23 protein-coding genes are annotated in these 24,184 nt (G+C 62.9%); 5 read left to right on the plus strand and 18 right to left on the minus strand.

The genetic code is table 11. The features are described from left to right. Positions 1 to 51 precede the first annotated feature (51 nt). The 7 genes from EVC45_RS13165 to leuC all read right to left on the minus strand — a co-directional run bounded on the left by EVC45_RS13165 (position 52) and on the right by leuC (position 6,787). A complete protein-coding gene (locus EVC45_RS13165; RefSeq protein WP_129958407.1) occupies positions 52 to 807 on the minus strand; it encodes an SDR family NAD(P)-dependent oxidoreductase in 756 nt (251 codons plus the stop codon). Between the two features lie 61 nt (positions 808 to 868). Then, positions 869 to 1,675 carry an ABC transporter permease gene (locus EVC45_RS13170; protein ID WP_129958408.1) on the minus strand — a complete coding sequence of 269 codons (807 nt, stop codon included), beginning with the start codon at positions 1,673 to 1,675 and terminating at the stop codon, positions 869 to 871. Continuing rightward, the gene (locus EVC45_RS13175; RefSeq protein ID WP_129958409.1) at positions 1,656 to 2,510 is read right to left on the minus strand and encodes an ABC transporter ATP-binding protein; all 855 of its coding nucleotides are present in this window, start codon (positions 2,508 to 2,510) and stop codon (positions 1,656 to 1,658) included. Before EVC45_RS13175 ends, EVC45_RS13170 begins: the two co-directional genes overlap by 20 nt. Continuing rightward, positions 2,507 to 3,532, minus strand: a complete 1,026-nt coding sequence (locus EVC45_RS13180) for an ABC transporter substrate-binding protein (protein WP_129958410.1) — start codon at positions 3,530 to 3,532, stop codon at positions 2,507 to 2,509. The genes EVC45_RS13175 and EVC45_RS13180 overlap by 4 nt, the downstream gene beginning before the upstream one ends. A gap of 101 nt (positions 3,533 to 3,633) precedes the next feature. After that, complete coding sequence (gene leuB / locus EVC45_RS13185; RefSeq protein WP_129958411.1) at positions 3,634 to 4,704, minus strand: 3-isopropylmalate dehydrogenase; 1,071 nt, start codon at positions 4,702 to 4,704, stop codon at positions 3,634 to 3,636. 53 nt (positions 4,705 to 4,757) lie between these two features. After that, on the minus strand, positions 4,758 to 5,354 hold the full coding sequence (leuD, locus tag EVC45_RS13190; protein ID WP_129958412.1) for a 3-isopropylmalate dehydratase small subunit: 597 nt from the start codon (positions 5,352 to 5,354) through the stop codon (positions 4,758 to 4,760). Between the two features lie 2 nt (positions 5,355 to 5,356). Further along, positions 5,357 to 6,787, minus strand: coding sequence for a 3-isopropylmalate dehydratase large subunit (gene leuC / locus EVC45_RS13195; protein ID WP_129958413.1), 1,431 nt, complete (start codon positions 6,785 to 6,787; stop codon positions 5,357 to 5,359). Positions 6,788 to 7,128: 341 nt separating this feature from the next. On the opposite strand from leuC, the gene EVC45_RS13200 reads away from it, so the two are divergent. Further along, complete coding sequence (locus EVC45_RS13200) at positions 7,129 to 7,395, plus strand: hypothetical protein (RefSeq protein ID WP_248295110.1); 267 nt, start codon at positions 7,129 to 7,131, stop codon at positions 7,393 to 7,395. Positions 7,396 to 7,619: 224 nt separating this feature from the next. Here EVC45_RS13200 and EVC45_RS13205 read toward each other — a convergent pair whose 3' ends face one another. Continuing rightward, positions 7,620 to 8,219, minus strand: a complete 600-nt coding sequence (locus EVC45_RS13205) for a lytic transglycosylase domain-containing protein (RefSeq protein WP_129958414.1) — start codon at positions 8,217 to 8,219, stop codon at positions 7,620 to 7,622. 192 nt (positions 8,220 to 8,411) lie between these two features. Here EVC45_RS13205 and EVC45_RS13210 point away from each other — a divergent pair, with 192 nt between their 5' ends. Beyond that, positions 8,412 to 8,600, plus strand: a complete 189-nt coding sequence (locus EVC45_RS13210; protein ID WP_129958415.1) for a hypothetical protein — start codon at positions 8,412 to 8,414, stop codon at positions 8,598 to 8,600. 225 nt (positions 8,601 to 8,825) lie between these two features. Here EVC45_RS13210 and EVC45_RS13215 read toward each other — a convergent pair whose 3' ends face one another. The 3 genes from EVC45_RS13215 to EVC45_RS13225 form a co-directional block, all read right to left on the minus strand. Further along, positions 8,826 to 9,959 carry a porin gene (locus EVC45_RS13215; RefSeq protein WP_129958416.1) on the minus strand — a complete coding sequence of 378 codons (1,134 nt, stop codon included), beginning with the start codon at positions 9,957 to 9,959 and terminating at the stop codon, positions 8,826 to 8,828. Positions 9,960 to 10,346: 387 nt separating this feature from the next. Next, positions 10,347 to 11,393 (minus strand): LacI family DNA-binding transcriptional regulator, encoded by a 1,047-nt coding sequence (locus EVC45_RS13220; protein WP_129958417.1) that lies wholly within the window; start codon positions 11,391 to 11,393, stop codon positions 10,347 to 10,349. Between the two features lie 254 nt (positions 11,394 to 11,647). After that, positions 11,648 to 12,370, minus strand: coding sequence for a haloacid dehalogenase type II (locus EVC45_RS13225; RefSeq protein ID WP_129958418.1), 723 nt, complete (start codon positions 12,368 to 12,370; stop codon positions 11,648 to 11,650). 339 nt (positions 12,371 to 12,709) lie between these two features. Here EVC45_RS13225 and EVC45_RS13230 point away from each other — a divergent pair, with 339 nt between their 5' ends. Together EVC45_RS13230 and lhpH are read left to right on the plus strand one after the other, a co-directional pair. After that, entirely contained in the window at positions 12,710 to 13,831 is a 1,122-nt protein-coding gene (locus EVC45_RS13230; RefSeq protein ID WP_129958419.1) for a branched-chain amino acid ABC transporter substrate-binding protein, read from the plus strand. 28 nt (positions 13,832 to 13,859) lie between these two features. Then, complete coding sequence (gene lhpH, locus EVC45_RS13235; protein WP_129958420.1) at positions 13,860 to 14,867, plus strand: trans-3-hydroxy-L-proline dehydratase; 1,008 nt, start codon at positions 13,860 to 13,862, stop codon at positions 14,865 to 14,867. 97 nt (positions 14,868 to 14,964) lie between these two features. Here lhpH and EVC45_RS13240 read toward each other — a convergent pair whose 3' ends face one another. The 4 genes from EVC45_RS13240 to gltA all read right to left on the minus strand — a co-directional run bounded on the left by EVC45_RS13240 (position 14,965) and on the right by gltA (position 20,201). Continuing rightward, complete coding sequence (locus EVC45_RS13240) at positions 14,965 to 15,621, minus strand: hypothetical protein (protein ID WP_129958421.1); 657 nt, start codon at positions 15,619 to 15,621, stop codon at positions 14,965 to 14,967. A 59-nt stretch (positions 15,622 to 15,680) separates the two neighbouring features. After that, entirely contained in the window at positions 15,681 to 16,307 is a 627-nt protein-coding gene (locus EVC45_RS13245) for a DUF429 domain-containing protein (protein ID WP_129958422.1), read from the minus strand. After that, the gene (locus tag EVC45_RS13250) at positions 16,304 to 18,586 is read right to left on the minus strand and encodes an amylo-alpha-1,6-glucosidase (RefSeq protein ID WP_129958423.1); all 2,283 of its coding nucleotides are present in this window, start codon (positions 18,584 to 18,586) and stop codon (positions 16,304 to 16,306) included. Before EVC45_RS13250 ends, EVC45_RS13245 begins: the two co-directional genes overlap by 4 nt. A 316-nt stretch (positions 18,587 to 18,902) precedes the next feature. After that, entirely contained in the window at positions 18,903 to 20,201 is a 1,299-nt protein-coding gene (gltA, locus tag EVC45_RS13255; RefSeq protein ID WP_129958424.1) for a citrate synthase, read from the minus strand. 411 nt (positions 20,202 to 20,612) lie between these two features. Here gltA and EVC45_RS13260 point away from each other — a divergent pair, with 411 nt between their 5' ends. Continuing rightward, positions 20,613 to 21,014, plus strand: a complete 402-nt coding sequence (locus EVC45_RS13260; RefSeq protein ID WP_129958425.1) for a hypothetical protein — start codon at positions 20,613 to 20,615, stop codon at positions 21,012 to 21,014. A gap of 66 nt (positions 21,015 to 21,080) precedes the next feature. Here EVC45_RS13260 and EVC45_RS13265 read toward each other — a convergent pair whose 3' ends face one another. From EVC45_RS13265 to EVC45_RS13275, 3 genes are all read right to left on the minus strand, one after another. Next, positions 21,081 to 21,869 (minus strand): alpha/beta fold hydrolase, encoded by a 789-nt coding sequence (locus EVC45_RS13265; RefSeq protein WP_129958452.1) that lies wholly within the window; start codon positions 21,867 to 21,869, stop codon positions 21,081 to 21,083. Between the two features lie 320 nt (positions 21,870 to 22,189). After that, entirely contained in the window at positions 22,190 to 23,242 is a 1,053-nt protein-coding gene (locus EVC45_RS13270) for a rod shape-determining protein (RefSeq protein WP_129958426.1), read from the minus strand. 189 nt (positions 23,243 to 23,431) lie between these two features. Then, the gene (locus tag EVC45_RS13275) at positions 23,432 to 24,118 is read right to left on the minus strand and encodes an alpha/beta hydrolase (RefSeq protein WP_129958427.1); all 687 of its coding nucleotides are present in this window, start codon (positions 24,116 to 24,118) and stop codon (positions 23,432 to 23,434) included. Positions 24,119 to 24,184 lie beyond the last annotated feature (66 nt).

Consider the following 24,184-nt stretch of genomic DNA (forward strand, 5'->3'; position numbering starts at 1 on the left):
TTCTCATGATCCGCCGGACCGTAGCGTAACAGCTTCATATATACGTTTGCGTCAATAGGTGGCGCGTCCGCCGGACAGATCGAAAACCGCGGCAGTCGTAAATGAATTCTCTTCGCTGGCAAGCCACGCGATCATCGCGGCCGCTTCATCGAGTTCGAGGAAACGTCCGCGCGGAATCTTGCCGAGCATGTATTCGATGTGCTCGGGCGCCTGCTCCATCGCGCCGGGTGTGCGCGCCACGGCAGGCGTGACGCAGTTGACCGCGATGTCGTGGCTCGCCAGTTCCTTGCCGAGGGACTTGGTCATCGCGATCACGGCGGCCTTCGCCGAGCTGTACGCAGCGGCATTCGGGTTGCCTTCCTTGCCGGCGACGGACGCGAGGTTGACGATACGGCCATAGTTCTGGCCGACCATTACAGGCACCACGGCGCGGCAGCAATGGAAGGTGCCGTTGACGTCGACATCGATCACCTGCTTCCACACGTCGACGGGATACTCGGCCAGCGTGGCATTGGGTCCGACGATGGCCGCGTTGTTGATCAGGACATCGATACGTCCCGCTGCTTTCAGCGTGGATGCCACGGCCGCCTCGACGCTCGCGTAGTCGGCGATGTCGACACGCTCGAAGTGAACGTCGTGATCGCCCAGTTCGGCGCGCGCCTGTTCCGTGCCTGCGGCATTGATGTCCCAGATCACGAGGCGCGCGCCGGAGGCCAGCAGCCGGCGGCCGACCGCGAGGCCGATGCCTTGTGCGCCGCCCGTCACGACGGCGACGCGGTCCTTCAGGTTGATAGCGTTGGTCTGCAAAATGACTCCCTCAAAGTTGGTTCGTCGAGCGCCGCCCACACACATGCATGCGTTCGTGCGCTCATGCGCTCGCGGCCACGGTCTGTCCGGCCACAGGGCGCCAGCGCAACAGGTAACCCTCGACCATCGACACCGCCGTATCGAGCGCCAGTGCAAACACCGTCAGCACGAGGATGCCCGCGATGACCGAGTTGATGTCGAACACGCCCTCGGCCAGCAGAATCAGATAGCCCACGCCCTTCTCCGAGCCCAGGTACTCGCCCACCACGCTGCCGACGAACGCGATGCCGATCGCGTTGTGCAGGCTGGAGAACACCCAGCTCGTCGCCGAGGGCAGGTACACGTGCCGCATCAGCTGACGCGGGTTGGCGCCCAGCATGCGCGTATTGGACAGCACCGCCGGGCTGACCTCGCGAACGCCCTGGAACACGTTGAAGAACACCACGAAGAACACCAGCGTCACGCCCAATGCCACCTTGGACCAGATGCCGAGGCCGAACCAGAGCGCGAAGATCGGCGCAAAGATCAGGCGCGGCATCGAATTCATGGCCTTGATGAACGGATCGAACACGACCGCCAGAAACGGATCGAGCGCGAGCCACAGACCGCACGCGAGGCCCAACACCGTGCCGATCGCGAACGCCAGCATGGTTTCGACCAGCGTCGTATAGAGATGGCGAAACACCGAGCCCGTCACGATCCATTCGACGATGCGACGAGCGACGCCGACGGGATCGCCGAAGAAAAACGGCGACAGCCATTTCTGATTGGTGCCGAGCCACCACAGGAACAGCACGCCGAACAACAGCGCCAGCCGGGTGACATTCACGGTGAACCGGTTGTTCGGGTCAAACGCGATTGCGCGCATAGCTTTTCAGAACCTCCTCTCGAAGCACGTCCCAGATCTGGTTGTGCAGTTGCAGGAAACGCTGCGTCATGCGGATTTCCGACATTTCGCGCGGACGCTCGAGGTCGATCTCGAACTCAGCGATGGGCCGCGTGCCGGGCCCCGCCGACAGCACGACGACGCGGTCCGACAACGAGATCGCCTCTTCCAGGTCGTGAGTCACGAACATCACGGACTTGCGGTCGTACGACCACAGCCGCAGCAACTCGTTTTCCATCAGGTGCCGGGTCTGGATGTCCAGTGCGCTGAACGGCTCGTCCATCAGGATGATGCGAGGATTCAGCGCCAGCGCCTGCGCGAGCCCGGCACGCTTGCGCATGCCGCCCGACAGCTGATGCGGATATTTCTTGCCGTGCCCGTGCAACCCCACCCGCCCCAGCCATTCGTGCGCGACGCCCAGGGCCTCTTCGCGCGGTATGCCGCGGAAGATCAGGCCCATGGCGATGTTTTCTTCGGCGGTCTTCCAGGGCATCAGCGCGTCGACCTGGAATAGATAGGCGGCCTGCTTGTTCAGACCGGTGGTCAACTTGTCGCCGAATACGCTCAGGCTGCCCGACGAAGGCCGCGTCAGCCCGGCCGCAACGTTCAACAGCGTGGACTTGCCGCAGCCCGTGGGACCGACGATCGAGACGAACTCTCCGTCGCCGATCGTCAGGTTGCCGCCGGAAACGGCCGTGTAGGTCTGCGCGTTCTTGCCGTTGCCGGCGAACGTACACGTCACGTTGTCGAAGCGCAGCGCTTCGCGCACCGGCGCGTGGCCGGGCTCGAGCGGGACACTGCACGGCGCCGTGCTCATGGCTGGATCTCCGCTGCTTTCTCGACGAAGTGGTTGTCATAGGTCGTGGCGAGGTCGATCCTGGCCGAGCCCACTGTCGGGTCGAATGCCGACAGCACGTCACGCACGGTCTGCGCGCCCTTCGGCGTGATCTCGCCGTTCTGCGCGATACAGCGTCGGCTGTTCCTGAAGGCCTCGGCGTAGAGCGCCTTGTTGTCCTCCAGGTACTCGGGCGGCACGTTGTCGGCGACCTGTTCCGGCGTCGCTTTCGCGATCCACTTCTCGGCGCGTACGATCGCATTGGCGACTGCCTGCACCGTCTTCGGATTCCTGTTGATGAAGTCCTGCGTCGCGAACAGGCTGGACTCGGGGTAATCGGAGCCGAACACCTTGACGTTGCCCTCGGCCGTGCGCATGTTCTCGAGCGGCTTCAGGCTGCCGTCCTTAACCAGGATCGTGGCGCTCGGATCGTTGACGATCAGCGCATCGATTTGCCCTGCCCGCACCGCCGCGACTGCGCCCGCCGCCTGGCCCACACCGATGATCGACACGTCCGTCGGCTGCAGCCCCGCCTTGTGCAGAATGTAGTTGACCGCCATGTGCGTGCTCGAACCCGGCGCGCTCACGCCGATACGCATGCCCTTCAGATCCTTCGCCGACTTGACTTCGCCCTCGCGCTTCTGGGACACGCCGAAGATCCAGCCCGGACAGATGACCTGCGCGGCGATCACCACCAGATGCTGGCCCTTGGTGGCCATCGTGATGGTGTTCGAATAGGCGCCCGCGACCATGTCGGAGCTGCCGCCCAGCAGCGCCTCCAGGGTCTTCGAGCCGCCTGAGAAAGCGGCGATGTGCACGTCCAGCCCTTCGTCCTTGAAGTAGCCGCGCTGCTGCGCGACCAGCATCGGCAAATAGGTGATGCCGACGGAAGCCGCCGCGATGTGCAGCTCGGGCTTTTCAGGCACATCCTTGGCCACGGCAGCGACGGAACCGCATACAAGCTCGAACGCTGCGCACAGCGCAATGGCGAATTTCAGCTTCATGGTTGTCTCCTCCCTTTGCGGGGGTTTTCTGGTGTGACCATCTACTGCCGAGGATGAGCCGGAGTCCGCGTGGCATCCGGTCCGTGCAATGCGCTTGCCGCCTAAGCTGCCTGCTTGCGAAGCGCCTCGACCACGGCATCGCCCATATCGCGCGTGCCGACGCATTGCGTGCCTTCCTGATGGATGTCGGCGGTACGGTAGCCCGCTGCCAGCACGGCACGCACGGACTTTTCGACGCGGCTCGCGGCGTCTTCCATCTCGAAGCTCTCGCGCAGCATCATCGCCAGCGACAGGATCGCCGCGAGCGGATTGGCGATATCCTTGCCGGCAATGTCCGGCGCCGAACCGTGCACCGGCTCGTAAAGCCCCTTGCGGTTGTAGCCCAGCGAGGCCGAAGGCAGCATGCCGATGGAACCCGTCAACATGGCCGCGGCGTCCGAGAGAATGTCTCCGAAGATGTTGCCCGTGACGATCACGTCGAACTGCCTGGGCCGGCGCATCAGCATCATCGACGCAGCGTCCACGAACAGATGGCTCAGCTCGACGTCCTTGTAATCGCGCCCGACACGCACGACCACTTCGCGCCACAACTGGCTCGCCTCCAGCACGTTGGCCTTGTCCACCGAGCACAACTTGCCGCGCCGACGACGCGCGGCCTCGAAGGCCGCACGCGCGACGCGCTCCACCTCCGATTCCGAATAGCGCATCGTGTTGAAACCCACCCGCTCTCCCGCGTGGTTGGTCTCGAAGCCGCGCGGCTGGCCGAAATAGACGTCGCCGTTCAACTCGCGCACGATCACGAGATCCAGCCCATCGACCACTTCCGGCCGCAGCGTCGAAGCGCCGATCAGTTCGGGGAACATATACGCCGGGCGGAAATTGGCATACAGGGTCAGCGCTTCGCGCAACTGCAGCAACCCGGTGCCGGGACGACGCTCGCGCGGAATGTCGGCTTCGTCGGCCACACCCACCGAACCGAACAGGATCGCATCGGCCTTGCGCGCGAGCGCCAGCGTGGACTCGGGCAGCGGCACGCCATGCGCCTGAATGCCCGCCTCGCCGATAGCGGCTTCCTCGGTCTCGGCGTGAGGCGCCACGACCCGCAGCACCTTGAGAGCCTGCGCCACGACTTCCGGACCGATGCCATCACCGGGCATGACTGCAATCTTCATCTGAACTTCTCCTTGGTTGTTATCGCTGGGTTGTCGTCAGGTAGAGCGCGCTGTCACCACGCTTGCTTGCGGTTGCGTTCGAATGCATCGATGCGGTCCCGGTGTGACAGCGTGTAGTCGATCTCGTCCATGCCGTGCAGCAGACACTCTTTCGCGAAGGGCTCAACGTCGAACGCGTGGACGGAACCGTCGGGCAGCGTCGCCGTCTGCGCGGGCAAGTCGATCGCGATGCGGCTGCCAGGTCTCGCAGACAGGTCGTCCAGCAGCGGCAACACTACGGACTCGGGCAATACGATGGGCAGCAGTCCGTTCTTCAGGCAGTTGATGAAGAAGATGTCGCCGAAGCTCGGGGCGATCGCCGCACGGATACCGTAGTCGTACAGCGCCCAGACGGCATGCTCGCGCGACGAGCCACAACCGAAGTTGCGATTGGCCACGACGATGCGCGACTCGCGGTAAGGCGCCTGGTTGAGCACGAAGTCCGGCCGCCTCGCGCCATCAGGCTCGAAGCGCAGCGCGCGAAAGAGAAACTGGCCGAAATCGTCGGAGCGGGGTTTTTGCAGGAAGCGCGCCGGCAGAATCTGGTCGGTATCGCAGTTGATGGCGGTGATGGGCACGGCCACTGCGTCGAGGTACGTCAGGCATTCCATGTTCAGGCTCCCAGCAGACGGCGCACGTCCGTCAGATGTCCCGTCACCGCGGCTGCGGCCGCCATCGCAGGGCTCATCAGATGCGTGCGCACGCCGGGCCCCTGGCGGCCCACGAAATTGCGGTTCGACGTCGACGCGCAGCGCTGGCCGGGCGCGGCGATATCGCCGTTCGTCGCGAGGCACATCGAACAGCCGGGAAAGCGCCACTGAAAGCCGGCCTCCACGAACACGCGGTCGAGCCCTTCGGCCTCGGCCTGCGCGCGCACCTGGTGCGAGCCCGGCACCACCCATGCCTCGATGCCCGGCGCGATGTGGCGGCCGCGCGCGACATCGGCGGCACTGCGCAGGTCCTCGATGCGTCCATTGGTGCACGAGCCGATAAATACCCGGTCGATCGCCACCCCTTCCAGCGCCTCGTGCGGGACCAAGCCCATGTAATCGAGCGAGCGCGCCATCGCGGCGCGCAGATCGGGGTCGGCCTCCGCTGCGGGATCGGGCACGCGAGCGTCGATCGAACACGCATAGCCGGGTGTGGTGCCCCAGGTCACCATCGGGGCGATCTCGCTCACATCGATATGTACCTCGCGGTCGAACCTCGCGCCGGGGTCGGTGAACAAGGTGCGCCAGTGCGCGATGGCCCGCTCCCGCGCTTCGCCCGCGGGTGCGAAGGGGCGCTCTGCCAGATAGGCGAAGGTGGTTTCATCGGGAGCGATCATGCCGGCGCGACCGCCCGCCTCGATGGTCATGTTGCACAACGTGAGCCGGCCTTCCATCGACAGACCGGCGATCGCGGAGCCCGTGTACTCGATCACGTAGCCTGCTGCTCCGGCCACACCGATCCGCGCGATCACGGCCAGGATCAGGTCTTTGGCGGTGACGCCCTGGCCCGGCGTGCCGTCGAGCATGACGCGCATGTTGCTCGACTTGCGCTGCCACAGGCATTGCGTGGCAAGCACGTGAGCGACTTCGGTCGCGCCGATGCCGAACGCGAGCGCGCCGAGCGCGCCGTGCGTCGACGTGTGGCTATCCGCGCAGACAACGGACATGCCGGGCAGACTCAGCCCCTGCTCGGGCCCGACCACATGGACGATGCCGCGCCGCGAATCGTCCATGTCGAACAGCGTGATGTGAGACTCGGCCGTATCGCGCTGGAGGGCCAAGATCATCGCGCGCCGCTCGGGGTCGGCCACGGCCGCCATGTCGTTCGCCGCGCTGGAAACGTAGTGGTCCGCGGTGCCGAAGATGCGCTCCGGCGAGCGCGGCTTGAGGCCGCGTTCACGCAACAGGTCGAACGATTGCGCGGTGACGTCGTGAATGAAATGCCGGTCGATGAACAGCAGATCCTGTCCGTCGTCGCGCGACATGACCCGGTGACTGTCCCAGATCTTGTCGTAAAGCGTCCGCGGACCGGCCATTGCCTGGTCGGGTTGCATTGCTTCGCCTCGCTCCATCAATTTCCCGGCCGCTGCGGCAGGGGCCTTGCGTTCTCTCGGTTGATCCCGATGTGCGACCATCATGCCGTAGGCGAGACGGGTTGTTCGTGGTGTTTTGGCAAGGCACCATCGCCGATCGCGATGACGAGGATGTCTTCGATCGAAGGTTCATGCAGAGAGGCCGCGGTGGCCATTGATGGATAGGCCCCAAATCAACTTCCCAGAAAACCTACGAAATCGCAAACCGCCGAAGAACGACACCTCTGGAATGAATGGTTGCCGTGGATCGTTTAATGCTGGAGGAAGGACACGCCGCAGATTGAAAGCGGCCGAGGAACTGCATGGCGAATTCGCCCATGCGGCAAGACTGGAGAAGGCAGCATGAACTCAAGGAAGGCGCAATGACCCGTACGGACGGAGAACAGGAATATCTGGCCGCCAGCGAATCCTACTTGACCGCCATCAAACCGACGGCGCGACAGACCGCAACGTTCTGTGCGGCGACAGCACAGATGCTCGCGGATGATCTGGGCGGGAAGGTGGCGATCTCGTTGCCGGAGGGAATTTACATCGTGCGAATGCCGAACCGGAGGAAATATGGAACTTGAAATCAACGCGCCGGCGCAATACCAGTGGGTATGTAGCCACGGCAACCGGATCGCCGAAAGATGCCAGCAATGCGTATGACTCAAGAATACGCATTTGTTGAGTCCGGTAGCGCGCGTTCGTCGCCGCTCATCGTAGAACGACCGGTGAGCGGCTGTAAGCAGGCATATTAGCGATTGCGCCTGCTCTCGCGTAGCCGTCCAGAACCTCACGTGTTCAAGCCGCACTACAGGCCGAATTCAGCCTTCATCATGCTCAAGTGATCGGCCACGCGTCTTGCATAGCCCTTCGCGCCACCGCTATAGCGATCTAGTGCGTACTCGATGTTCCCATCTGCCGCTCTTATGTAGTCACGCAAAATTGCCGACCCGATGCGCACGTTCGTGCGCGGATCGGTCAAATCCGACGTGCGAACGACAAGATCCTGGTGCTGGGACGGAAGTACTTGCATCAGCCCTTTGGCGCCAATCACACTCACCGCGAATCGATCGAAACTGGATTCGACCGCAATAACCGCAAGTAACAGCAGCGGCGAGATCGTGTATCGCCTGGCTGCATTCATCACCGCGTGACCAATCTCCAATGCGTCGTGCAATCCTATATGGAAGCGAGCGTTCACAACGACGGCGATTGCTTCCGCAGTGGGCGTTTCGCTTTCGGGCGCGTCGACAATTTCCATGGGCGTTGGCCCAAGTTGCGAATCGGCGGCATGGCACAGTCCCGTTAGCGAGCCGAAAATCACAATTGCCGCGAAGACAATACCGTGGAGACCGTTAGCTATAGCGCGTGACCAATCAATAAAATCTTCGTTCAGATTCGCGAACATGGCCTATTTCCCATAAGAGTCCCTGGTCACGAGGTTCCATCGGGGCTTGCCCTGAAACAGCCTGACGAAGGTAGGTCAACAACAAAATCAAAAGCAAAGTCAATCGGCGTCCAGAGGGTATGCCTAATTGGGAAGCCAGTTCATTGTTGGGAAAACCTTGGCGGGCGGGTAGACGCACCATGACCCGTCTTCATGTCGAAAGAAGACCAGCGCAAACGTTCCAGACGAACGCGTGACTTCAACCCGGACAACTCGCCATGGCATGTGTCGCGAGCGATCTGGTCGGGTGACCCGGAAATTTCCGGTTTTTCCAAACCAATCACTGACGATAACCCGAAGGGATTCGCACCGATTCCTCATTTCCTTCTCCGTGCCTCGTGATTGAACTAGCAAACCGAGTCAATTGCATTAGCAATGTCAGTTGCGCAATACAACAAGATCCATTGATGGCGCCCGGAACCCAAATCCCTGGCGGCATTTCACGCAGAAAAAATAGCCGGTGTGAGGGTCTGGAGGAGTTGTCACACCGGCCTCTTCAATTGAAGAGTAAAAGCAGCGCTTCTCAGGTTCATTGAGTCCTTGCACTTCCTACGATCTCGCAGGCGCTCAGAACTGATGCATGACACCCGCGAAAATGCCTTCCTGGCTATGGCCGTAATTCGGATTGCCATTCGACGCCGTGTTGGTCACAGGATTGAAGTTGTTGTTTCCATAAGCGCTGTCGTACAAAGCGAGGTTGGACGTCGAGCTGTTGTGGATATAGCCGGCTTCCGTGTACAGGAACGTACGCTTCGACAGGTTGTAGGTAGCACCAAGCGTGTACAAGGTCGCATTGCCGTTGCCGTGATTGGCATTCGCATGGTAGACGGCTGTCGTGACCGCCGTCGCGGTGGATACCTGCCAGGCCGCGCCGAACCACTCGTGATCCACAGAGGTCGGTGCGCTGACGCCGCCAGGTTGTGAACCCGGCGTCACACCGACGCTCGCGTCGCTCGCATTCGGTGCGTTCAGGTGCTGGTAACCTGCATAGAGATGCACCGGCCCGAACACCAGCGTTCCGCCCGCGAGCAGCGAACGCGAGTGGTTGTATACATCATTGAAAGTGCCATCAGCCCCGCGCACTTCGTCGTAAATCACGCGAAAATCGCCCATCCCGAACGTGTAGACGCCTTCGATACCGTTGGTACGACCCTGCCCCGTGGGCGTGGCGGCTGTATTCCAATGAGTGTTGTTGGTAAGAGCGTATTGACCTCTGAAGTACAGCCCACTCCAGGTGGGCGTCTGATATTCGAAGGCATTTGCAGCACTCGCCCAATTGCGCCCGCGCACCAGCGACGAGATCCCGTAACGCTGCATCAGTTGAGGGTCGGTGCCCCAACTATCCTGTGAAATCTCTCCTGCGCCGATGTTGCCCATCTTGAACGTGCCGTAGCTCGGATTGGTGAATCCGATCGTGGCATGACGGCCGAAGAGATTGCCTTCCAGTTGACCGTTCATCGTGTTCAGCTGGCTTTCCAGCTGGAAGATGGCCGAGGTTCCGCCACCCAGATCTTCGCTTCCCTGCAGCCCCCACCACGAGCAACCGAAATTGCCGCTTTCCGCGCTCCACGCGTGGCCTCCTGGAATACCGCTTTCGAACTGGATGCCGTTATCGATGCGTCCGTACAAGGTGACGCTGCTTTGGGCCTGCGCCGCGGCGGCCGTCGCCAGCAATGAAAGTGCTAACACCGTCTCCTTCATTTCGCTCTCCTATGTTTACTATTTGCTTCAACACCGAATCTTCGACCTCATCGAGTAACGCGAGCACAATCATCAGACCGCCAAGGGGTTGCATATCCGCAACCCCTTCTCATTGAAAAAGGCTCGATGGCAAGACCACCGGTTACCCCGCACATGCTCCCGCGGCAACTAGTCGAGCCGTCTGCGCATCGACTTCCATGACTCAAACCCGACTTGCTCTCAGGTTCTACTCTTCTGAAAGCGCTTTCATAACTGGACGGATTGGGCCGTATCTGTCCCACCCTCGAAATTCAATGCAATGTTGTACTAGTATATTAGTTGTATGAAAGCGCTTTCATAACTCGGCAGTTCTTGCCCATCACGGGCTCTGCCGTCAAAAAAATCAGCCTATGGAGTTTGTTTTGGTTCGGAGGACCGCACGGCGCAAGTGGTTTCCCGCACGATCAGGCTCAGCGGGGCCACGCTCAGCGTAACGGCCTCCTTGCGGATCAGTCGCACGATCGCTTCGGCGGCTTGACAGCCCATTTCATAGATCGGCTGGCGCACCGTGGTGAGCGGCGGCGTGACGTACTGCGAGGTTGGCACGTCGTCGAATCCGACTAGCGATACGTCTTCCGGCACGCGCAGGCCGCGCCGATGGAGGACCAGACGTGCCCCGTAAGCAGTCTGGTCGTTCGCGCAAAATATCGCGGTAAAGCCAACCCGCCGTTCGAACAGGCGTTCCATGGCAGTCACGCCGCCAGATTCGAGAAAGTCGCCCTGCTCGACCCGAACGCTATCGAAGCCAATGCCTGCTTCCTCGAGCGCCATGCGGTAGCCGACCAACCGGTCGACCGCATCGGCGTGGCTCATCGGTCCCGCGATAAAAGCGATCTTGCGATGACCCTGGGCGATCAGGTGCCGCGTCGCATCGCACGCGCCCTGCACGTTATCGATGGGGAAGCCGGCCAGCGTCGGAGCGTCCTTAAACTCGCGCCCTAGAACGACGATGGGCGTTTGCCGGGAGAATTCCAGTAGGCAGTCTTCATCGAGTTGGCCGTGCAGAATGACGATGCCGTCGACACGTCGCGCGATGAACTGCTCGATGCGAGCACGCTCCTCTTCCACACTCCAACGACTGCTGACGAATACCGGGGTGAATCCTGGCTCATGCAGCGCGTCTTCGATACCGCGAAGCCACTCGGCGTAAAACGGGCTCGCAACGGTTTGCGTCAGCACCCCGATGGTGTCGGTCTTGCCGCTGGCAAGACTGCGGGCGAGCACGTTCGGCCGATAGTTGAACCGCGCTATCGCCTGTTCAACAGCCTCTCGCTTCTCCGGCGACACCCGGACCGTACCGTTCAGGATTCGCGATACCGTGCTCGGAGAAACGCCCGCGGCACGCGCGATCTCTTCGAGCTTGACGTTGGGCGGGGTGGGATCGGTAACTTTCATGAGCCAAGCGTAGTCGACTCTGAAAGCGCTTTCAAAGAGGGGAAACCCGAATGCGCGATGCATGTCACGCCCGCCGCTTCTGTTCAGAGCATCGAGGGTTCGGCTCCTTCCTTGAAAGAAAGCTCGCGCCTGAACTCGCCGAATTCGTGGACGCACTATCTGCCAACCACAAGGCTCGATGGCTCTCCGTCGAGAACGGCCGATCGCTCGCCTCCCTCGCGAATCGAGGGGGACATAGCTTGCGAGCCGCCAACTCACTTCATCAGCGCTTCCCGATGCGCGTTGACGAAGTCCTCCATGCTGTCAAAGCGGAAGTCGATGTTCGGCTGCGAGCCCGGATTCATCGTCGCACCAAAGCCAGGCTGCGAGTGACGGCGGTAAATCCAGCACGACGCCAGGCCGAACTCGTTTGCGGGTTTATGGTCATGGAATAGGCTTTCTGCCGTGTGAAGGATTGTCTCCTTCCTGATGCCGCGGTCATTGAGCTTCTCGAGCATGTACGCGAAGTTGCGTGGCGACGGCTTGTAAGAGCCGACGTCCTCCGCTGTGATGATGGCGTCGAACTCAACCTGCAGTTTGGCGTTGCTGAAGGTGAAGCTTTCGTTGTCGATGTTCGACAGGATCACCAGCTTGTAGTGCTTCTTCAGATACTGCAGCGCGCCTGCGGAATCGGCGAATGCCGGCCAGTTTCTGATCGACCGGCCGTACGCCACGCATTCATCGTGGGTATAGGGCAAGCCCCACTCTTCGGCCATGCGCTTGTACACGATGGGCAGCAGATCCTGATAGCGCTTCGCAGGCGTGAAGCTCTGCTGCGACGACTCGTGGCGCGCGTGGGCCTCCAGAACCTGGTCACGTGTGAGCGGCGTCCCGGCTCGCTCTAGCAGAGGTTTCAAACCTTCAAAGATGCCACTCTCCCAGTCGATCAGGGTGCCGTAGCAGTCAAAAGTCAGTGTGTCGAAATCAGTCAGTTTCACGCCCCCTCCTGTCAGATGTCCATGACGAGAACCACGATGATTGAGCAAGCGCCGCAAGCAGAACTTTAATGCAGCAGCGAAACGCCGGCTTCACCATCTCGACCCGGCTCGACAGCGACTTCTCCCGCGCTCTGCCTCTGGCTCGCAAGCCTGGGTGTTTTCCCGGATGCGACTGCACAGAAAAATAGCGTCCATGAGAGTTAAGCTATCCCGCGACGTCCTCTTCGAGGCGCCTTTGCGAGTATCCGATTCGCCGCCGAGGTGCGCGCGCGGAACGGTTGAACCCGCGCCGAAGAGGATTGAGTCCGGTCAAACCCCGGTCCAATACCTGGAGACTTTATGCGCCCTCTCGTCATAACAATGGCTGTCCTGACAGCCGCCGGCATCACCGCATCGGCCAACGCTCAATCGGTGGTCACCCTCGGTCACTCGGCTCCGCTTACAGGCCCGCAGGCGCCGAACGGAAAGGACAACGAGAACGGCGCCCGCCTCGCTATCGATGAACTCAACAAGAGCGGTGTCACGGTCAATGGCCAGAAAGTAACGTTCAAACTCGACTCCGAAGACGACCAGGCAGACCCGAAGGTTGGCGTTCAAGTCGCGCAGAAACTGGTCGACAGCGGCGTGATTGCTGTGCTCGGCCCGTACAACTCAGGTGTGGCTATCCCGGCATCGCGCGTCTACAACACCGGCGGGGTACCGATGCTGCCGGTTGCCTCCAATCCGGCACTGACGAAGCAAGGCTTCAAGAACATCTTCCGGATCGGCGCGAGCGACGAGCAGCTAGGCGGAACGATGGGTGAGTTCGCGGCCAAAACATTGAAGGCCAAGACCGCCGCGGTGATCGACGACCGCACGGCCTATGGGCAAGGTGTGGCCGAGCAGTTCATCAAGGAGGCCAAGGCGAACGGTATTCAGATCGTGGACCAGCAGTTCACGAACTCGTCGGCGACTGACTTCCTCGGCATTCTCACCAGCATCAAGGCCAAAAATCCGGATGTCGTCTTCTTCGGCGGATACGCCGCTCAAGGCGCGCCAATGGCCAAGCAGATGCGTGCACGCGGTCTGCGAGCCAAGCTGCTGGGCGGTGACGGCATTTGCTCCGCCGACATGGGCAAGGTTGCCGGTGACGCGGCGTCGATCGTGTATTGCGCCCAGGGCGGCATCGCGCTCGACAAGACGCCAGCCGGCCGTGAGTTTCTGCAGAAATACAAGGCCGCCTTCAACACCGACACCCAGGTCTATGCGGTCAGCTATTACGACGGCGTAAAACTGCTGGCCGATGCGATGGTCAAAGCGGGGACCACGACCGACAAGGCAAAGCTCACCGCCCAGTTGGCCAAGACCAACTATAAGGGCGTGGCAGGCACCTACTCTTTCGATGAAAACGGCGATCTGAAGGGCGCGCCCACGACCGTCTACATCATCAAGAACGGCCTTCCGGTGCCATACGGTCAGTGACGTTCAATCGAGCAACCTCAACCCACACATGAAAATCACTCGCACCATTTCGACAGTCGAGGTTCATACCGGCGGCGAAGCGTTCCGTATCGTCACGAGCGGGCTTCCCCGCCTCCCCGGTGACACCATCGTGAAGCGTCGAGCGTGGCTGAAGGAGAACGCCGACGAAATCCGTACCGCGCTGATGTTCGAACCGCGCGGTCATGCCGACATGTATGGCGGATACCTGACCGAACCCGTTAGTCCCACCGCAGACTTCGGCATCATCTTCGTCCACAACGAGGGTTACAGCGACCATTGCGGGCACGGCGTCATCGCGCTGTCCACCGCGGCGGTCGAGTTGGGCTGGGTTCAGCGCCAGATTCCCGAGACCCGAATCGGCATCGACGCTCCGTGTGGTTTCATCGAGGCGTTCGTGCAATGGGATGGTGAACACGCGGGCAACGTGCGTTTCGTGAACGTCCCATCGTTCATCTGGAAACGGGATGTCACGGTCGAGACGCCGTCGTTTGGCACGGTAGAAGGCGACATCGCCTTCGGTGGCGCCTTCTACTTCTATACCGACGGTGCGCCGCACGGTCTCGCAGTCCGGGAGTCTTCCGTGGAGGAACTCATCAGGTTTGGCGCCGAGGTAAAAAAAGCCGCAAACGACGCGTACCCGGTTGAGCATCCGGACATCCCGGAAATCAACCACATCTACGGGACCATCATTGCCAATGCACCGCGGCACGAAGGGTCGACACAAGCCAACTGCTGCGTGTTCGCCGACCGTGAGGTGGACCGTTCACCCACCGGCTCAGGCACGGGCGGACGCGTCGCGCAACTCTATCTGCGCGGCGAACTGGCCAAACACGAGACGCTCGTCAATGAGTCGATCATCGGCACGGTCTTCAAGGGGCGGGTACTCGGCGAGACAACCGTCGGCGACTTCAAGGCTGTCATCCCCGAGGTCGAGGGCAACGCCTATGTTTGCGGTTTCGCAACCTGGCTCGTGGACGAGCGTGACCCGTTGACTTACGGTTTCCTCGTCCGCTAAGCGGCGCCTTGCAGTTGCTTTGAGCGCGGAACGCCGTGACCGGCATTCCGCGCTTTTTGCTTGGTGAATCGAGCGTCTCGACTGACGATGACGCTTCTCATCGCCCGTTCTTGCGTTGCGTCCTCTTTGCAGTCGCACTGCTCCGGTTTCGAAGCGCGAAGAACACACCGGCTGCGAGCGCGATGAGCAGGACTGCGATCAGGCCGCCACCCATGCCGGGCATACCGGTCATGCTGCTTGACGCACGCTCACCGGGCGCCGCCGAAGCAGCCGCGGGCGCGGAAGCCTCCGGCGCGACCGGCTGCGGAAGCGCCACACCGGCGGCACTGCCTTGCCGCACCAGAGAGGCTTCCGAGGTCGGCAACGCCTGCGACGTCGGCGCCACTTCAGCCGCGGACGCGACAGGAGGCGCCTCCGGATTCGGTCCGACAGGCGCCATCGCCGTTTCCGAAGCGGTCACGACAGGCGCGGCCGCCTGAGGACCGGCCTGGACCGACCGGGCCATCGTCTTCCACTTATCAAAGACGCCATCCACGCAGTGCACGTCGATACAGGCGTTTCGCGCCTGCCGCCACTGCGCCAATTGCGCGGACGAGAGTTTCCCGCTGCTCAGAAGAGCCTGTTGCTGCGCGAAGATGTCGTCGTACTCGTTGTTCAGGATCGCGTGATCGCAAATGACGCGCTCAGCGGCTTGCCGCGTGGTTGCGCACTGAATGTCGTTCGCCGATGCCGCGGTCGAACCGAACGCTGCCATGGATAGCAGCACTACTCCAAATCGCCGTGCTGGATGCACCCGTCCTCCCGATGTGAGTGTCAAAGTCTAGGCACCACGATGAATCCGCCCGACTCGTCACCATACGTATCGACTGTGCCTTCCAGCAGATAACGTGCCGCCAGCGCGCATAGCGCCGCGTCGATATCGTCGATCGATCTCAGCGGCGCTGTGTCGATGCCTTCCCGTGCGAGGATTGCCCGGCGCTGCGGGCCTTTTTGCTTCGCGGATGCGACGTCCGTCCCGAGAAATGCGCAGGTGATCGCGTGAGGGAACGTTTCGAAGCACACGCGGCCCGTGATTTTTTCGCCGCCATTGAAAAGCGGAAAGTGCGCGGCGAATGCGTCGTAGACGCGCTCGCCGTTGAACATCCATCCGTAGAAGCCGCCTTTGCTGGCCATCGCCAGTTCGCGAGCCGGCGTCGCAAACGAAAAGATTCGCTGCCGCGCGAGTGCCGTCTCCGCTAGCCGTCCCGCGGCGCCCGTTCGCCAACGGCACGGCGCGTCGATACCCACCGCCGCCACCTCGTGTTCGAGACACCGCTCGAGCATCTGTTCGGGCGTCGCGTGGCCGAGATTGCACACGATCTCGGTGCCGCGCAGGATGACCAGATGGTTGCCCTTCCGGTCACCGCCGATATCGATGCCAGCTACGACCGGCGGCGTCAAAGCAGCGCCACCACCCTCACGTCGCCCTGCTCCGCCGACGCCACCACCTTCTCGCCGATCCGGCGGAACATGATCGTGACCGACGCATCGCCGACCCGCAGATCGCTGACTTCGAGCCAGTCGATACCTTCAGGAAGCATCGGCTGTTCGATCAGCACTTCGCGGCGCTCGGCATCGATCGAGATGCCCAGACATGCCTCGAGCATCATGAACGGCGAGCCCGCCGCCCATGCCTGCGGCAAACACGCGACCGGATAGGCGGTGGGCGGCTCGCCGCGGCGTCGCGGGAAGCCGCAGAACAGTTCGGGCAGGCGCATGTCGAAATTGACCGCGGCCTGAAACAGCGCCTGCAGCAGCTTCACGGCCGACGCCTTGCCGCCGTAGCGCGACAACCCGCGCGCGCACAGCGCGTTGTCGTGCGGCCAGACCGAGCCGTTGTGATACGCCATCGGATTGAAGCGCGCCTGGCTCGCGGCCAGCGTGCGCACGCCCCAGCCGGTGTGGAACAGCGTCGAGTCGAGCGCGCGCACCACCGCTTCTCCGCGCTCGCGGGTAGGCAGGCCGAACGCGAGCAGGTGCCCCGCGTTCGATGCCATCACGCGACACAGCTCGCCATGACCGTCGAGCGCGATGCCGTAAAAGCCGACCTCGTCCATCCAGTACTTTTCTTCGACGCAGCGGCGGATCTTCTTCGCACGCTCCGCGTATTGCGCGGCCGCGTCGCGCAGGCCGCGCAGCTTGGCGTAGTGAGCCATCGTGTCGAACGCGGCGCTCGCATAGGCCTGCACTTCGACGAGCGCGATCGGGCCGTCGGGAAAGCGTCCGTCCGCATGGAACACCGAATCGTGACTGTCCTTCCAGCCCTGGTTCGCGAGGCCGCCATCCGATTCGCGCTGGTAATCGAGCAGTCCGTACCGGTTCTTGTCGCACACGCCCGCGACCCACTGCGCCGCGCGTTCGAGCGCGGGCCAGAGTTCGTCGATCAGCGCGACGTCGCCGGTGCGGGCCGCGTAGGCGCCGGCCAGCACGATGAATAGCGGCGTGGTGTCGACGCCGCCGTAGTACAGCGCGAACGGCACTTCGCCGGCCGCGGCCATTTCACCCTTGCGCATCTCGTGCATGATCTTGCCCGGCGCGGCGTCGCGAAACGGCGAGTTCTCGCGCGCCTGATGCTCGGCGAGAAAGCGCAGCACGCCGGCCGCGAGATGCGGCTGCAGCCACAGCGTCTGCAGCGACGTGATCACCGCGTCGCGGCCGAACGGGGTGGAAAACCATGGGATGCCCGCGTACGGGTATGGGCCGGTTGCAAGGTCCGTCGTCAGCAGGCCGAGGTCGGCGAACGAGCGGTCGATCCATGCGTTGAACAGCGGGTTGCTCGAACGCACGCGCGCGCTCGCGTTGCGTCGTTCGCGCATCACCAGATGCGCGTCCACCTGGGCGGCGCGTACCGCCGCGCGGCCGACGCGGGGACGCTCGGTATCGATCTGCGACATATGCGCTTCACTGAGCGCATGCATCGGCTGCGACACGTCGGCGCCGGGCTTGCCGGTCATCGGCACGACGTGTACCGACACCGACAGATAAAGCGATACGCACGCCTGCGCGGGCAGCTTGACGGTGTAGTCGGCGCGGTCGGCGAACAGCTTGTCCGGCTGCGGCGAGAACGCGATTTGCACGTTGCGCGCCACGTCGTCGAGACCAATATAGCCGAGCAGCACCTCCTGATTCTCGATCCGCGCTGGCTCCACCCGACCCTGTTTGTCGCGCTTCAGGCCGCGCACTTCGAACATGTCGCGGAAATCGCTGGAAAACGAAATGGACAGCGGCACGGTCGCATCGCTGGTGCCGTAGTTCGTCAGTTCGATCGCCTCGTTGAGCACGGTGCCCGACAGCACGCGCACGCGCTCGACGTGGATCACGCCTTCAGGTGTGCTGCTGCCGCCGAGCGGCGGCAGCGGGCGGTTGGTCAGGTGAGCGGTAAACGTGGTGTTGTCGCTGCTGACGCTGCCCGACAGCAGCGACGGCGCGCGGCCGCCGAAGGTCAGGCGAAGTTGCGACATCACGCGCGTGTCGTTGACGAACAGGCCGTCGTCGTGGCCGGTGATATCGCCGAGCGGATCGTTGACGATGAAAGTGTCGCCCGACTTCAGCACGTGCTGCGTGGCGCTCGCGACGTTGAGGTTTTCCGTCGGAATGAAGACGCCGTCCTGCTCGGGCTCGCGATGATCGACGCCGCCCGAGTGGGTCAGCCCGCCGAGGGCTTCTGGCTGCTGTTTCAAGGTCGCTCCTATGAATTCGCTGCTGCGTTCAGTTGCACTTCGGGTCTCGCCTCGGAATTGGCGCCGGCTTGGCCGGTTGGCCGCCCCCCGGTCGGCCCCGGTCTGCCGGCCCATCCGATTGTAGAGGCTCCGTGCGCGTGAGACGAACTTATCGCGTCGGAGTTTCAGCTTTTTGCGCCGTTTTTTTTGCGGCGTTTTCGGTGGCACAGGACCTGCAGGCGGCAGGAATGCGCAGAACGCAAAAAAACCCACGGCCTCGTGAGCCGTGGGTCCGGGAACCTCGCTGAACGCTTGATGGAGCGTTCTGCCGGGTCTGTTACCGTTTCGCGACCGGCTTCGCTTCGCGCAGCGTCTCACCGATGAACAGCTGACGCGGACGACCGATCTTCTGCTCGGGATCGGCGATCATTTCGTTCCACTGCGCGATCCAGCCGACCGTACGTGCCATCGCGAAGATACACGTGAACATCGACGTCGGAATGCCCAGCGCGCGCTGCACGATGCCCGAGTAGAAGTCGACGTTCGGGTACAGCTTGCGCGACACGAAGTATTCGTCTTCGAGCGCGATCTTTTCCAGCGCCATTGCAAGCTTGAACAGCGGGTCGTCGTGCAGGCCCAGCTCTTCGAGCACTTCGTGGCAGGTTTCGCGCATCAGCTTCGCACGCGGGTCGTAATTCTTGTACACGCGGTGGCCGAAGCCCATCAGCTTCACGCCCGAATTCTTGTCCTTCACCTTCGCGATGAAGTCGGGAATGTTGTCGACCGAGCCGATTTCTTCCAGCATGTTCAGCGCGGCTTCGTTCGCGCCGCCGTGCGCCGGGCCCCACAGACACGCGATACCCGCCGCGATACACGCGAACGGATTCGCACCCGACGACCCGGCGAGACGCACGGTCGACGTCGACGCGTTCTGCTCGTGGTCCGCGTGCAGGATCAGGATGCGGTCGAGCGCGCGCACCAGCACGTCGTTGACCTCGTACTCTTCGGCCGGGTTCGCGAACATCATGCGCATGAAGTTCGCGCTGTACGACAGCTCGTTCTTCGGATACACGAACGGTTGACCGACGGTGTACTTGTACGCCATCGCGACCAGCGTGGGCAGCTTCGCGATCATGCGGATCGCCGATACGTCGCGATGCTGCTGGTTCGAGATGTCGAGCGAGTCGTGATAGAACGCGGACAGCGCGCCGACCGCCGCGACCAGAATCGCCATCGGGTGCGCGTCGCGACGGAAGCCGCGGAAGAAGAAGTGCATCTGCTCGTGCACCATCGTGTGCTGCGTGACGGTGTTCTCGAACTCCTCTTTCTGCTGCGCGTTCGGCAACTCGCCCTTCAGCAGCAGGTAGCAGGTTTCGAGGAAGTCGGCGTTCTGCGCGAGGTTGTCGATCGGATAGCCGCGGTACAGCAGCTCGCCCTTGTCGCCGTCGATATACGTGATTTCGGAGTTGCACGCCGCCGTCGACATGAAGCCGGGATCGTATGTGAATTTGCCGGTCTGGCCGTACAGCTTGCGGATGTCGATGACGTCGGGGCCCAGCGAGCCCTGATAGATCGGCAGATCGATGGTCTGGTCGCTGTCGGAGAAGCTCAGCGTTGCGTGTGACTTCGAGTTCATCTACATCTTCCTTTTGCTTGATACCGCACAAGTGCCGGCATGCATCGCAGTCGTACCGCGAGACGCGATATAGGCGCTCTCGAAGAGGTACGGGGCATGCCCAGGCTCCGCTGCGCATTCTACGGCTCGACGCGTCGTTGATTGCGTCGATTGCTGGCAACAGACCATCTCCGTGTGCGCAACATTCGTTGTCGGCACGCGGCGCGTGCATTCGCGAGCGGTCCGCATGCGTGCATCGCGAAGCCGATGAAAGTTGCACGAAAGTTGGAACACCAACCGCAACAATGTTTTGCTGCCAGCACACTGCGTCGGCCTCGATCCATCTGCGATACTCGATGCGTGCATTGATGCTTGCGGCCCGCGATTCGAAGCGGGCTTTTTTGATCACACAGAAAAGCAGGACGGATTCAAATGAATGCCTCTCTCGAAACGCTGTTTCCGGATCATGTCCATACCGAAAGCCACACGGTCACGGCGCTCAATCATCAGGACATCGTCGTCGCCTTGTCGGCGGCGCTAAAGACGCAGGACGTTGCGGTGCTGCACATGCTCTATCCGCGCACCGACGCGCGCACGCACCGCAGTCTCGACACGCTCGTCGACGTGCTGCATGGGCACGGTCTGCATGAAGTCGCGGATCTGGTCGCGCAGGAAGCGCACTATCTGCTGGTCAAAGACCCGGTAAAGGCGTGGAAGGTGTTCCACGAAATCCGCAACGACTCGCTCGCGATCGGCGTGCATCTGTACTATCACGGGCTCGTCGGCGAAGCGGCCGAACGCGCGCTCGACAAGGACGCGCACCGCAAGTCCTGATGCAGTCAACGGGCGGTCGGCGGCGGCACGCGCAGGCCGATCGCCCTCGAGGTTCGCGGCACTGCTTCAGCGCGCGCTCATCGCCAGAAGGAATTCATCGACGTAGCGATTGAACGCGGACGGATGCGCGAGGTTCATACCGTGCGACGCACCGCGTACCGTTTCACGGCGCGCATCCGGCAACCATCGCTGCAACGCGGTCACCGTGCGGTGGAACATGTCGGGACTCTTTTCGCCGTCGATCAGCAGCACCGGGCAGCGCAGGTCGGCCGCGTCCTCGGGTACGTAGGCGGGCAGCGGATCGCGGAATTGCCGTGCGAGCGTGTGCGCGTTGTCGGTCGCCATGCGGCGAAAACCCGGCGTGCTCATCGCCCAGAAGCCGGGGCGGCTCACCGAGTCGACGAAGAGTTGCAAGCCTGCGTCGACCTCCCCTCTTTCGATCAGTTCGGCCGCTTTCGCACGTAATGCGTTGACCGTCTCCGGCAGGCTCGCGGGCGGCCGGCCGGCGATCTGCAACGGGCCGCCTGGATCGGCGAGCGTCAGTGTGCGCACGTGTTCGGAATGGCGTCGCGCGAAATGATAGGCGACGCAGCCGCCGCGCGAATGCCCGACCACATGCGCGGGCCCCGCGCCGAAACGGGCGATGAACTCCGCCACTTCGTCGGCATGATTGCTCCAGCTGAACGGATGGTCCGCCGCGCTATCGGTTGCCGGCCAGTAGTGCGTGAGACTGACCGCGACGCAGCGATAGCGCTTCGACAGACCTGCCAGTTGCGGTTGCCAGTAGCGGTAGTCGCACAACGAGCCGTGCACGAACAGCAGCAATTCGCCGTCGCCGGCCTCGACGTAAGGCATGCGCAAGCCGCTGCGTAGTTCGATGGAGGATGGCGATGCCGACAGGGACGAAGCGGAAGCGGATTGATTCACGGGTGATCTACTGACAGCGCGGCATCGGCATGCGAAGGCGCACGCAGCCGGCAACAGGCGATGGGAAAATGGGACGCGATGCCTATTGTCACATAAGCATCAGCGACGCGCCGGGCAGTCGCCTGATCAGCGCGCCGACCCAATGCGAATCCGGCGGACCCTGACGGCTGACCAGGCGCTGATGCACCACGCGCCCGAGCACAGACCCGAATACGGGTCTTGGTAAAGGCCCGAGCACCCGCCTCCGCTCACTCACCCCCGGCGTCCTCGACCAACCCCGCCGCGGCCGCCGCGCCCGCGCCTCGCACCGCGCAGGTCAGTGGTTCGTCGGCGACGTGCACGTCGAGCCCGGTTTCCTCGCTCAACCGCCGCCCCAGATTGCTGAGCAGCGCGCCGCCACCGGTCAGCACGATGCCGGTGTCCGCGATGTCCGTCACGAGTTCGGCGGGCGCCATTTCGAGCCCGCGCTTGACCGCGCCGATCACCTGACGCAACGGCCCTTCGATCGCCTCGGAGATATCGTGATTGCTCAACTGCACGGTGCGCGGCAGGCCGTCGTCGACGCTGCGGCCGGTCGCGTTCATCTGCGCGAGCGGCACGTCGTGCACGGCCGAGCCGATGTTTCGCTTGACGTACTCGGCGGTCTGCTCGCCGAGCAGCACGCCGTACAGGTTGCGCACGTAACTGATGATCGCCGCATCGAAATTGTCGCCGCCGACGCGCACCGAGCCGCTATACGCGGTGCCGCCCAGCGCGATCACGCCGACCTCGGTGGTGCCGCCGCCGATGTCGACCACCATCGAGCCGGTCGCGTCGCGCACCGGCAGACCCGCGCCGAGCGCGGACGCAAACGATTCACCGATCAGGTTGACTTTCCACGCGCCGGCCGCCTCGGCCGCCTCCCGGATCGCGCGGCGCTCGACGTGGGTCGCCGCGGCCGGCACGCACAGCGTGAATGCCGCGCGCCAGCTGAATAGCGAGCGCGGCCGCGCCATGTCGACGAATTGCTTGACCATGTGTTCGGCGGCGGAGAAGTTGGCGATCACGCCGTGGCGCATCGGCCGCACCGCTTCGAGATTGAGCGGCACTCGGCCGAGCAACTGGCGCGCCTCGGCGCCGATCGCGGCGATCCGTTTCGCTCCGCTCGCGGGCTGCTTCTCGAAGCACACGACGGACGGCTGGTTCAGCACGATGCCGCCGTCGTCGGTATAGATAAGAGTGTTGGCCGTGCCGAGATCCATCGCCACGGAATGGCGGAACAGTCGCTCAAAGAGCGGGTAATGCGGCGTCGGTCTGGCCATAAGAAGGCTCTGATGTGTCGTTATCCGCCGTCTCGGGCGGTCTGGAAATGCGCCCCCGGTACCCCGAAACCGCGCGATACGCCCGACTGGGCGTTGCGCTTCCCGCGCGGCGGGGGTGATTTTCAAGCTATTGCCCGTATGACGGCAAGTCCATCAGAATCTTTAGGGCCACTTTCTAGGGGGGGTGTATCAATCGCGCGACAGCCCACCCAGTGCGCGTTCCAGCGCGTCGCGGCCGAGCGCCACGCCGTCGGCGGTGATCGTGTGGCCGACGCCGGGCAGCATGTAGGCGTCGACCGGATAGCCGGCGGCCTGGAAAGCGTCCGCCGCGGCTTTGAGTTCGCGCACCGGGATCACCTCGTCGTCCTCGCCGTGCACCAGCGTGAGCGGCGTCGAGTGGTTCGACGACACGATCGGCGACGCGAGCCGCCCCGAATACGCGACCACGCCCGCCACGCCCTCCACGCTCGACGCGACGTGATGCAGCGCCATGATCGAACCTTGCGAGAAGCCGACCAATGCAAGCCGATCGAAAGACAACCGCCAATGCGCGAGTTCGGCATCGAGCACGCGGCGCAGCGCCGGATAGGCGGCGGCGACGCGCGCTTCGCGGTTCGCCTCGTCGACGTCGCGCAGGCTGAACCACTGGCGGCCGCCGAAGCCGCCGTCGAACGGATCGGTGCCGTCGAGCGACACGAAGGCCGTGCCGGGCAGGTCCTCGCTCCAGATGTCGGCGAGCGGCATCAGATCGCGCGCGTTGCTGCCGACGCCGTGCATCAGCACGACGAGGCTCGTCGCGGGCGCGTCGTTCGACGTACCCTGCGATGCGGGTTGCGGCGCGCGCCGCCAGCCGTGTTCGAATTGCTGCCAGCTCATGGTGGTGTCCTTTTTTCCGTGGGATTGGGTTTGCGGGTCTGGCTGTCGTGATTCAGCCTCAGCCGC

The organism is Paraburkholderia sp. UYCP14C (assembly GCF_004197395.1).
Lineage (GTDB): Bacteria > Pseudomonadota > Gammaproteobacteria > Burkholderiales > Burkholderiaceae > Paraburkholderia.

What these genes read in the sequence shown, in the direction of transcription:
- gltA (WP_129958424.1), bottom strand. Translation starts at nt 20,201, where the DNA reads ATGAACTCGAAGTCACACGCAACGCTGAGCTTCTCCGACAGCGACCAG.
- EVC45_RS13230 (WP_129958419.1), top strand. Translation starts at nt 12,710, where the DNA reads ATGCGCCCTCTCGTCATAACAATGGCTGTCCTGACAGCCGCCGGCATC.
- EVC45_RS13270 (WP_129958426.1), bottom strand. Translation starts at nt 23,242, where the DNA reads ATGGCCAGACCGACGCCGCATTACCCGCTCTTTGAGCGACTGTTCCGC.
- EVC45_RS13265 (WP_129958452.1), bottom strand. Translation starts at nt 21,869, where the DNA reads ATGCCTTACGTCGAGGCCGGCGACGGCGAATTGCTGCTGTTCGTGCAC.
- EVC45_RS13210 (WP_129958415.1), top strand. Translation starts at nt 8,412, where the DNA reads ATGTCGAAAGAAGACCAGCGCAAACGTTCCAGACGAACGCGTGACTTC.
- EVC45_RS13175 (WP_129958409.1), bottom strand. Translation starts at nt 2,510, where the DNA reads ATGAGCACGGCGCCGTGCAGTGTCCCGCTCGAGCCCGGCCACGCGCCG.
- EVC45_RS13240 (WP_129958421.1), bottom strand. Translation starts at nt 15,621, where the DNA reads ATGGCAGCGTTCGGTTCGACCGCGGCATCGGCGAACGACATTCAGTGC.
- leuC (WP_129958413.1), bottom strand. Translation starts at nt 6,787, where the DNA reads ATGCAACCCGACCAGGCAATGGCCGGTCCGCGGACGCTTTACGACAAG.
- EVC45_RS13220 (WP_129958417.1), bottom strand. Translation starts at nt 11,393, where the DNA reads ATGAAAGTTACCGATCCCACCCCGCCCAACGTCAAGCTCGAAGAGATC.
- leuD (WP_129958412.1), bottom strand. Translation starts at nt 5,354, where the DNA reads ATGGAATGCCTGACGTACCTCGACGCAGTGGCCGTGCCCATCACCGCC.
- EVC45_RS13215 (WP_129958416.1), bottom strand. Translation starts at nt 9,959, where the DNA reads ATGAAGGAGACGGTGTTAGCACTTTCATTGCTGGCGACGGCCGCCGCG.
- EVC45_RS13205 (WP_129958414.1), bottom strand. Translation starts at nt 8,219, where the DNA reads ATGTTCGCGAATCTGAACGAAGATTTTATTGATTGGTCACGCGCTATA.
- EVC45_RS13170 (WP_129958408.1), bottom strand. Translation starts at nt 1,675, where the DNA reads ATGCGCGCAATCGCGTTTGACCCGAACAACCGGTTCACCGTGAATGTC.
- EVC45_RS13275 (WP_129958427.1), bottom strand. Translation starts at nt 24,118, where the DNA reads ATGAGCTGGCAGCAATTCGAACACGGCTGGCGGCGCGCGCCGCAACCC.
- leuB (WP_129958411.1), bottom strand. Translation starts at nt 4,704, where the DNA reads ATGAAGATTGCAGTCATGCCCGGTGATGGCATCGGTCCGGAAGTCGTG.
- EVC45_RS13260 (WP_129958425.1), top strand. Translation starts at nt 20,613, where the DNA reads ATGAATGCCTCTCTCGAAACGCTGTTTCCGGATCATGTCCATACCGAA.
- EVC45_RS13200 (WP_248295110.1), top strand. Translation starts at nt 7,129, where the DNA reads ATGGCGAATTCGCCCATGCGGCAAGACTGGAGAAGGCAGCATGAACTC.
- lhpH (WP_129958420.1), top strand. Translation starts at nt 13,860, where the DNA reads ATGAAAATCACTCGCACCATTTCGACAGTCGAGGTTCATACCGGCGGC.
- EVC45_RS13180 (WP_129958410.1), bottom strand. Translation starts at nt 3,532, where the DNA reads ATGAAGCTGAAATTCGCCATTGCGCTGTGCGCAGCGTTCGAGCTTGTA.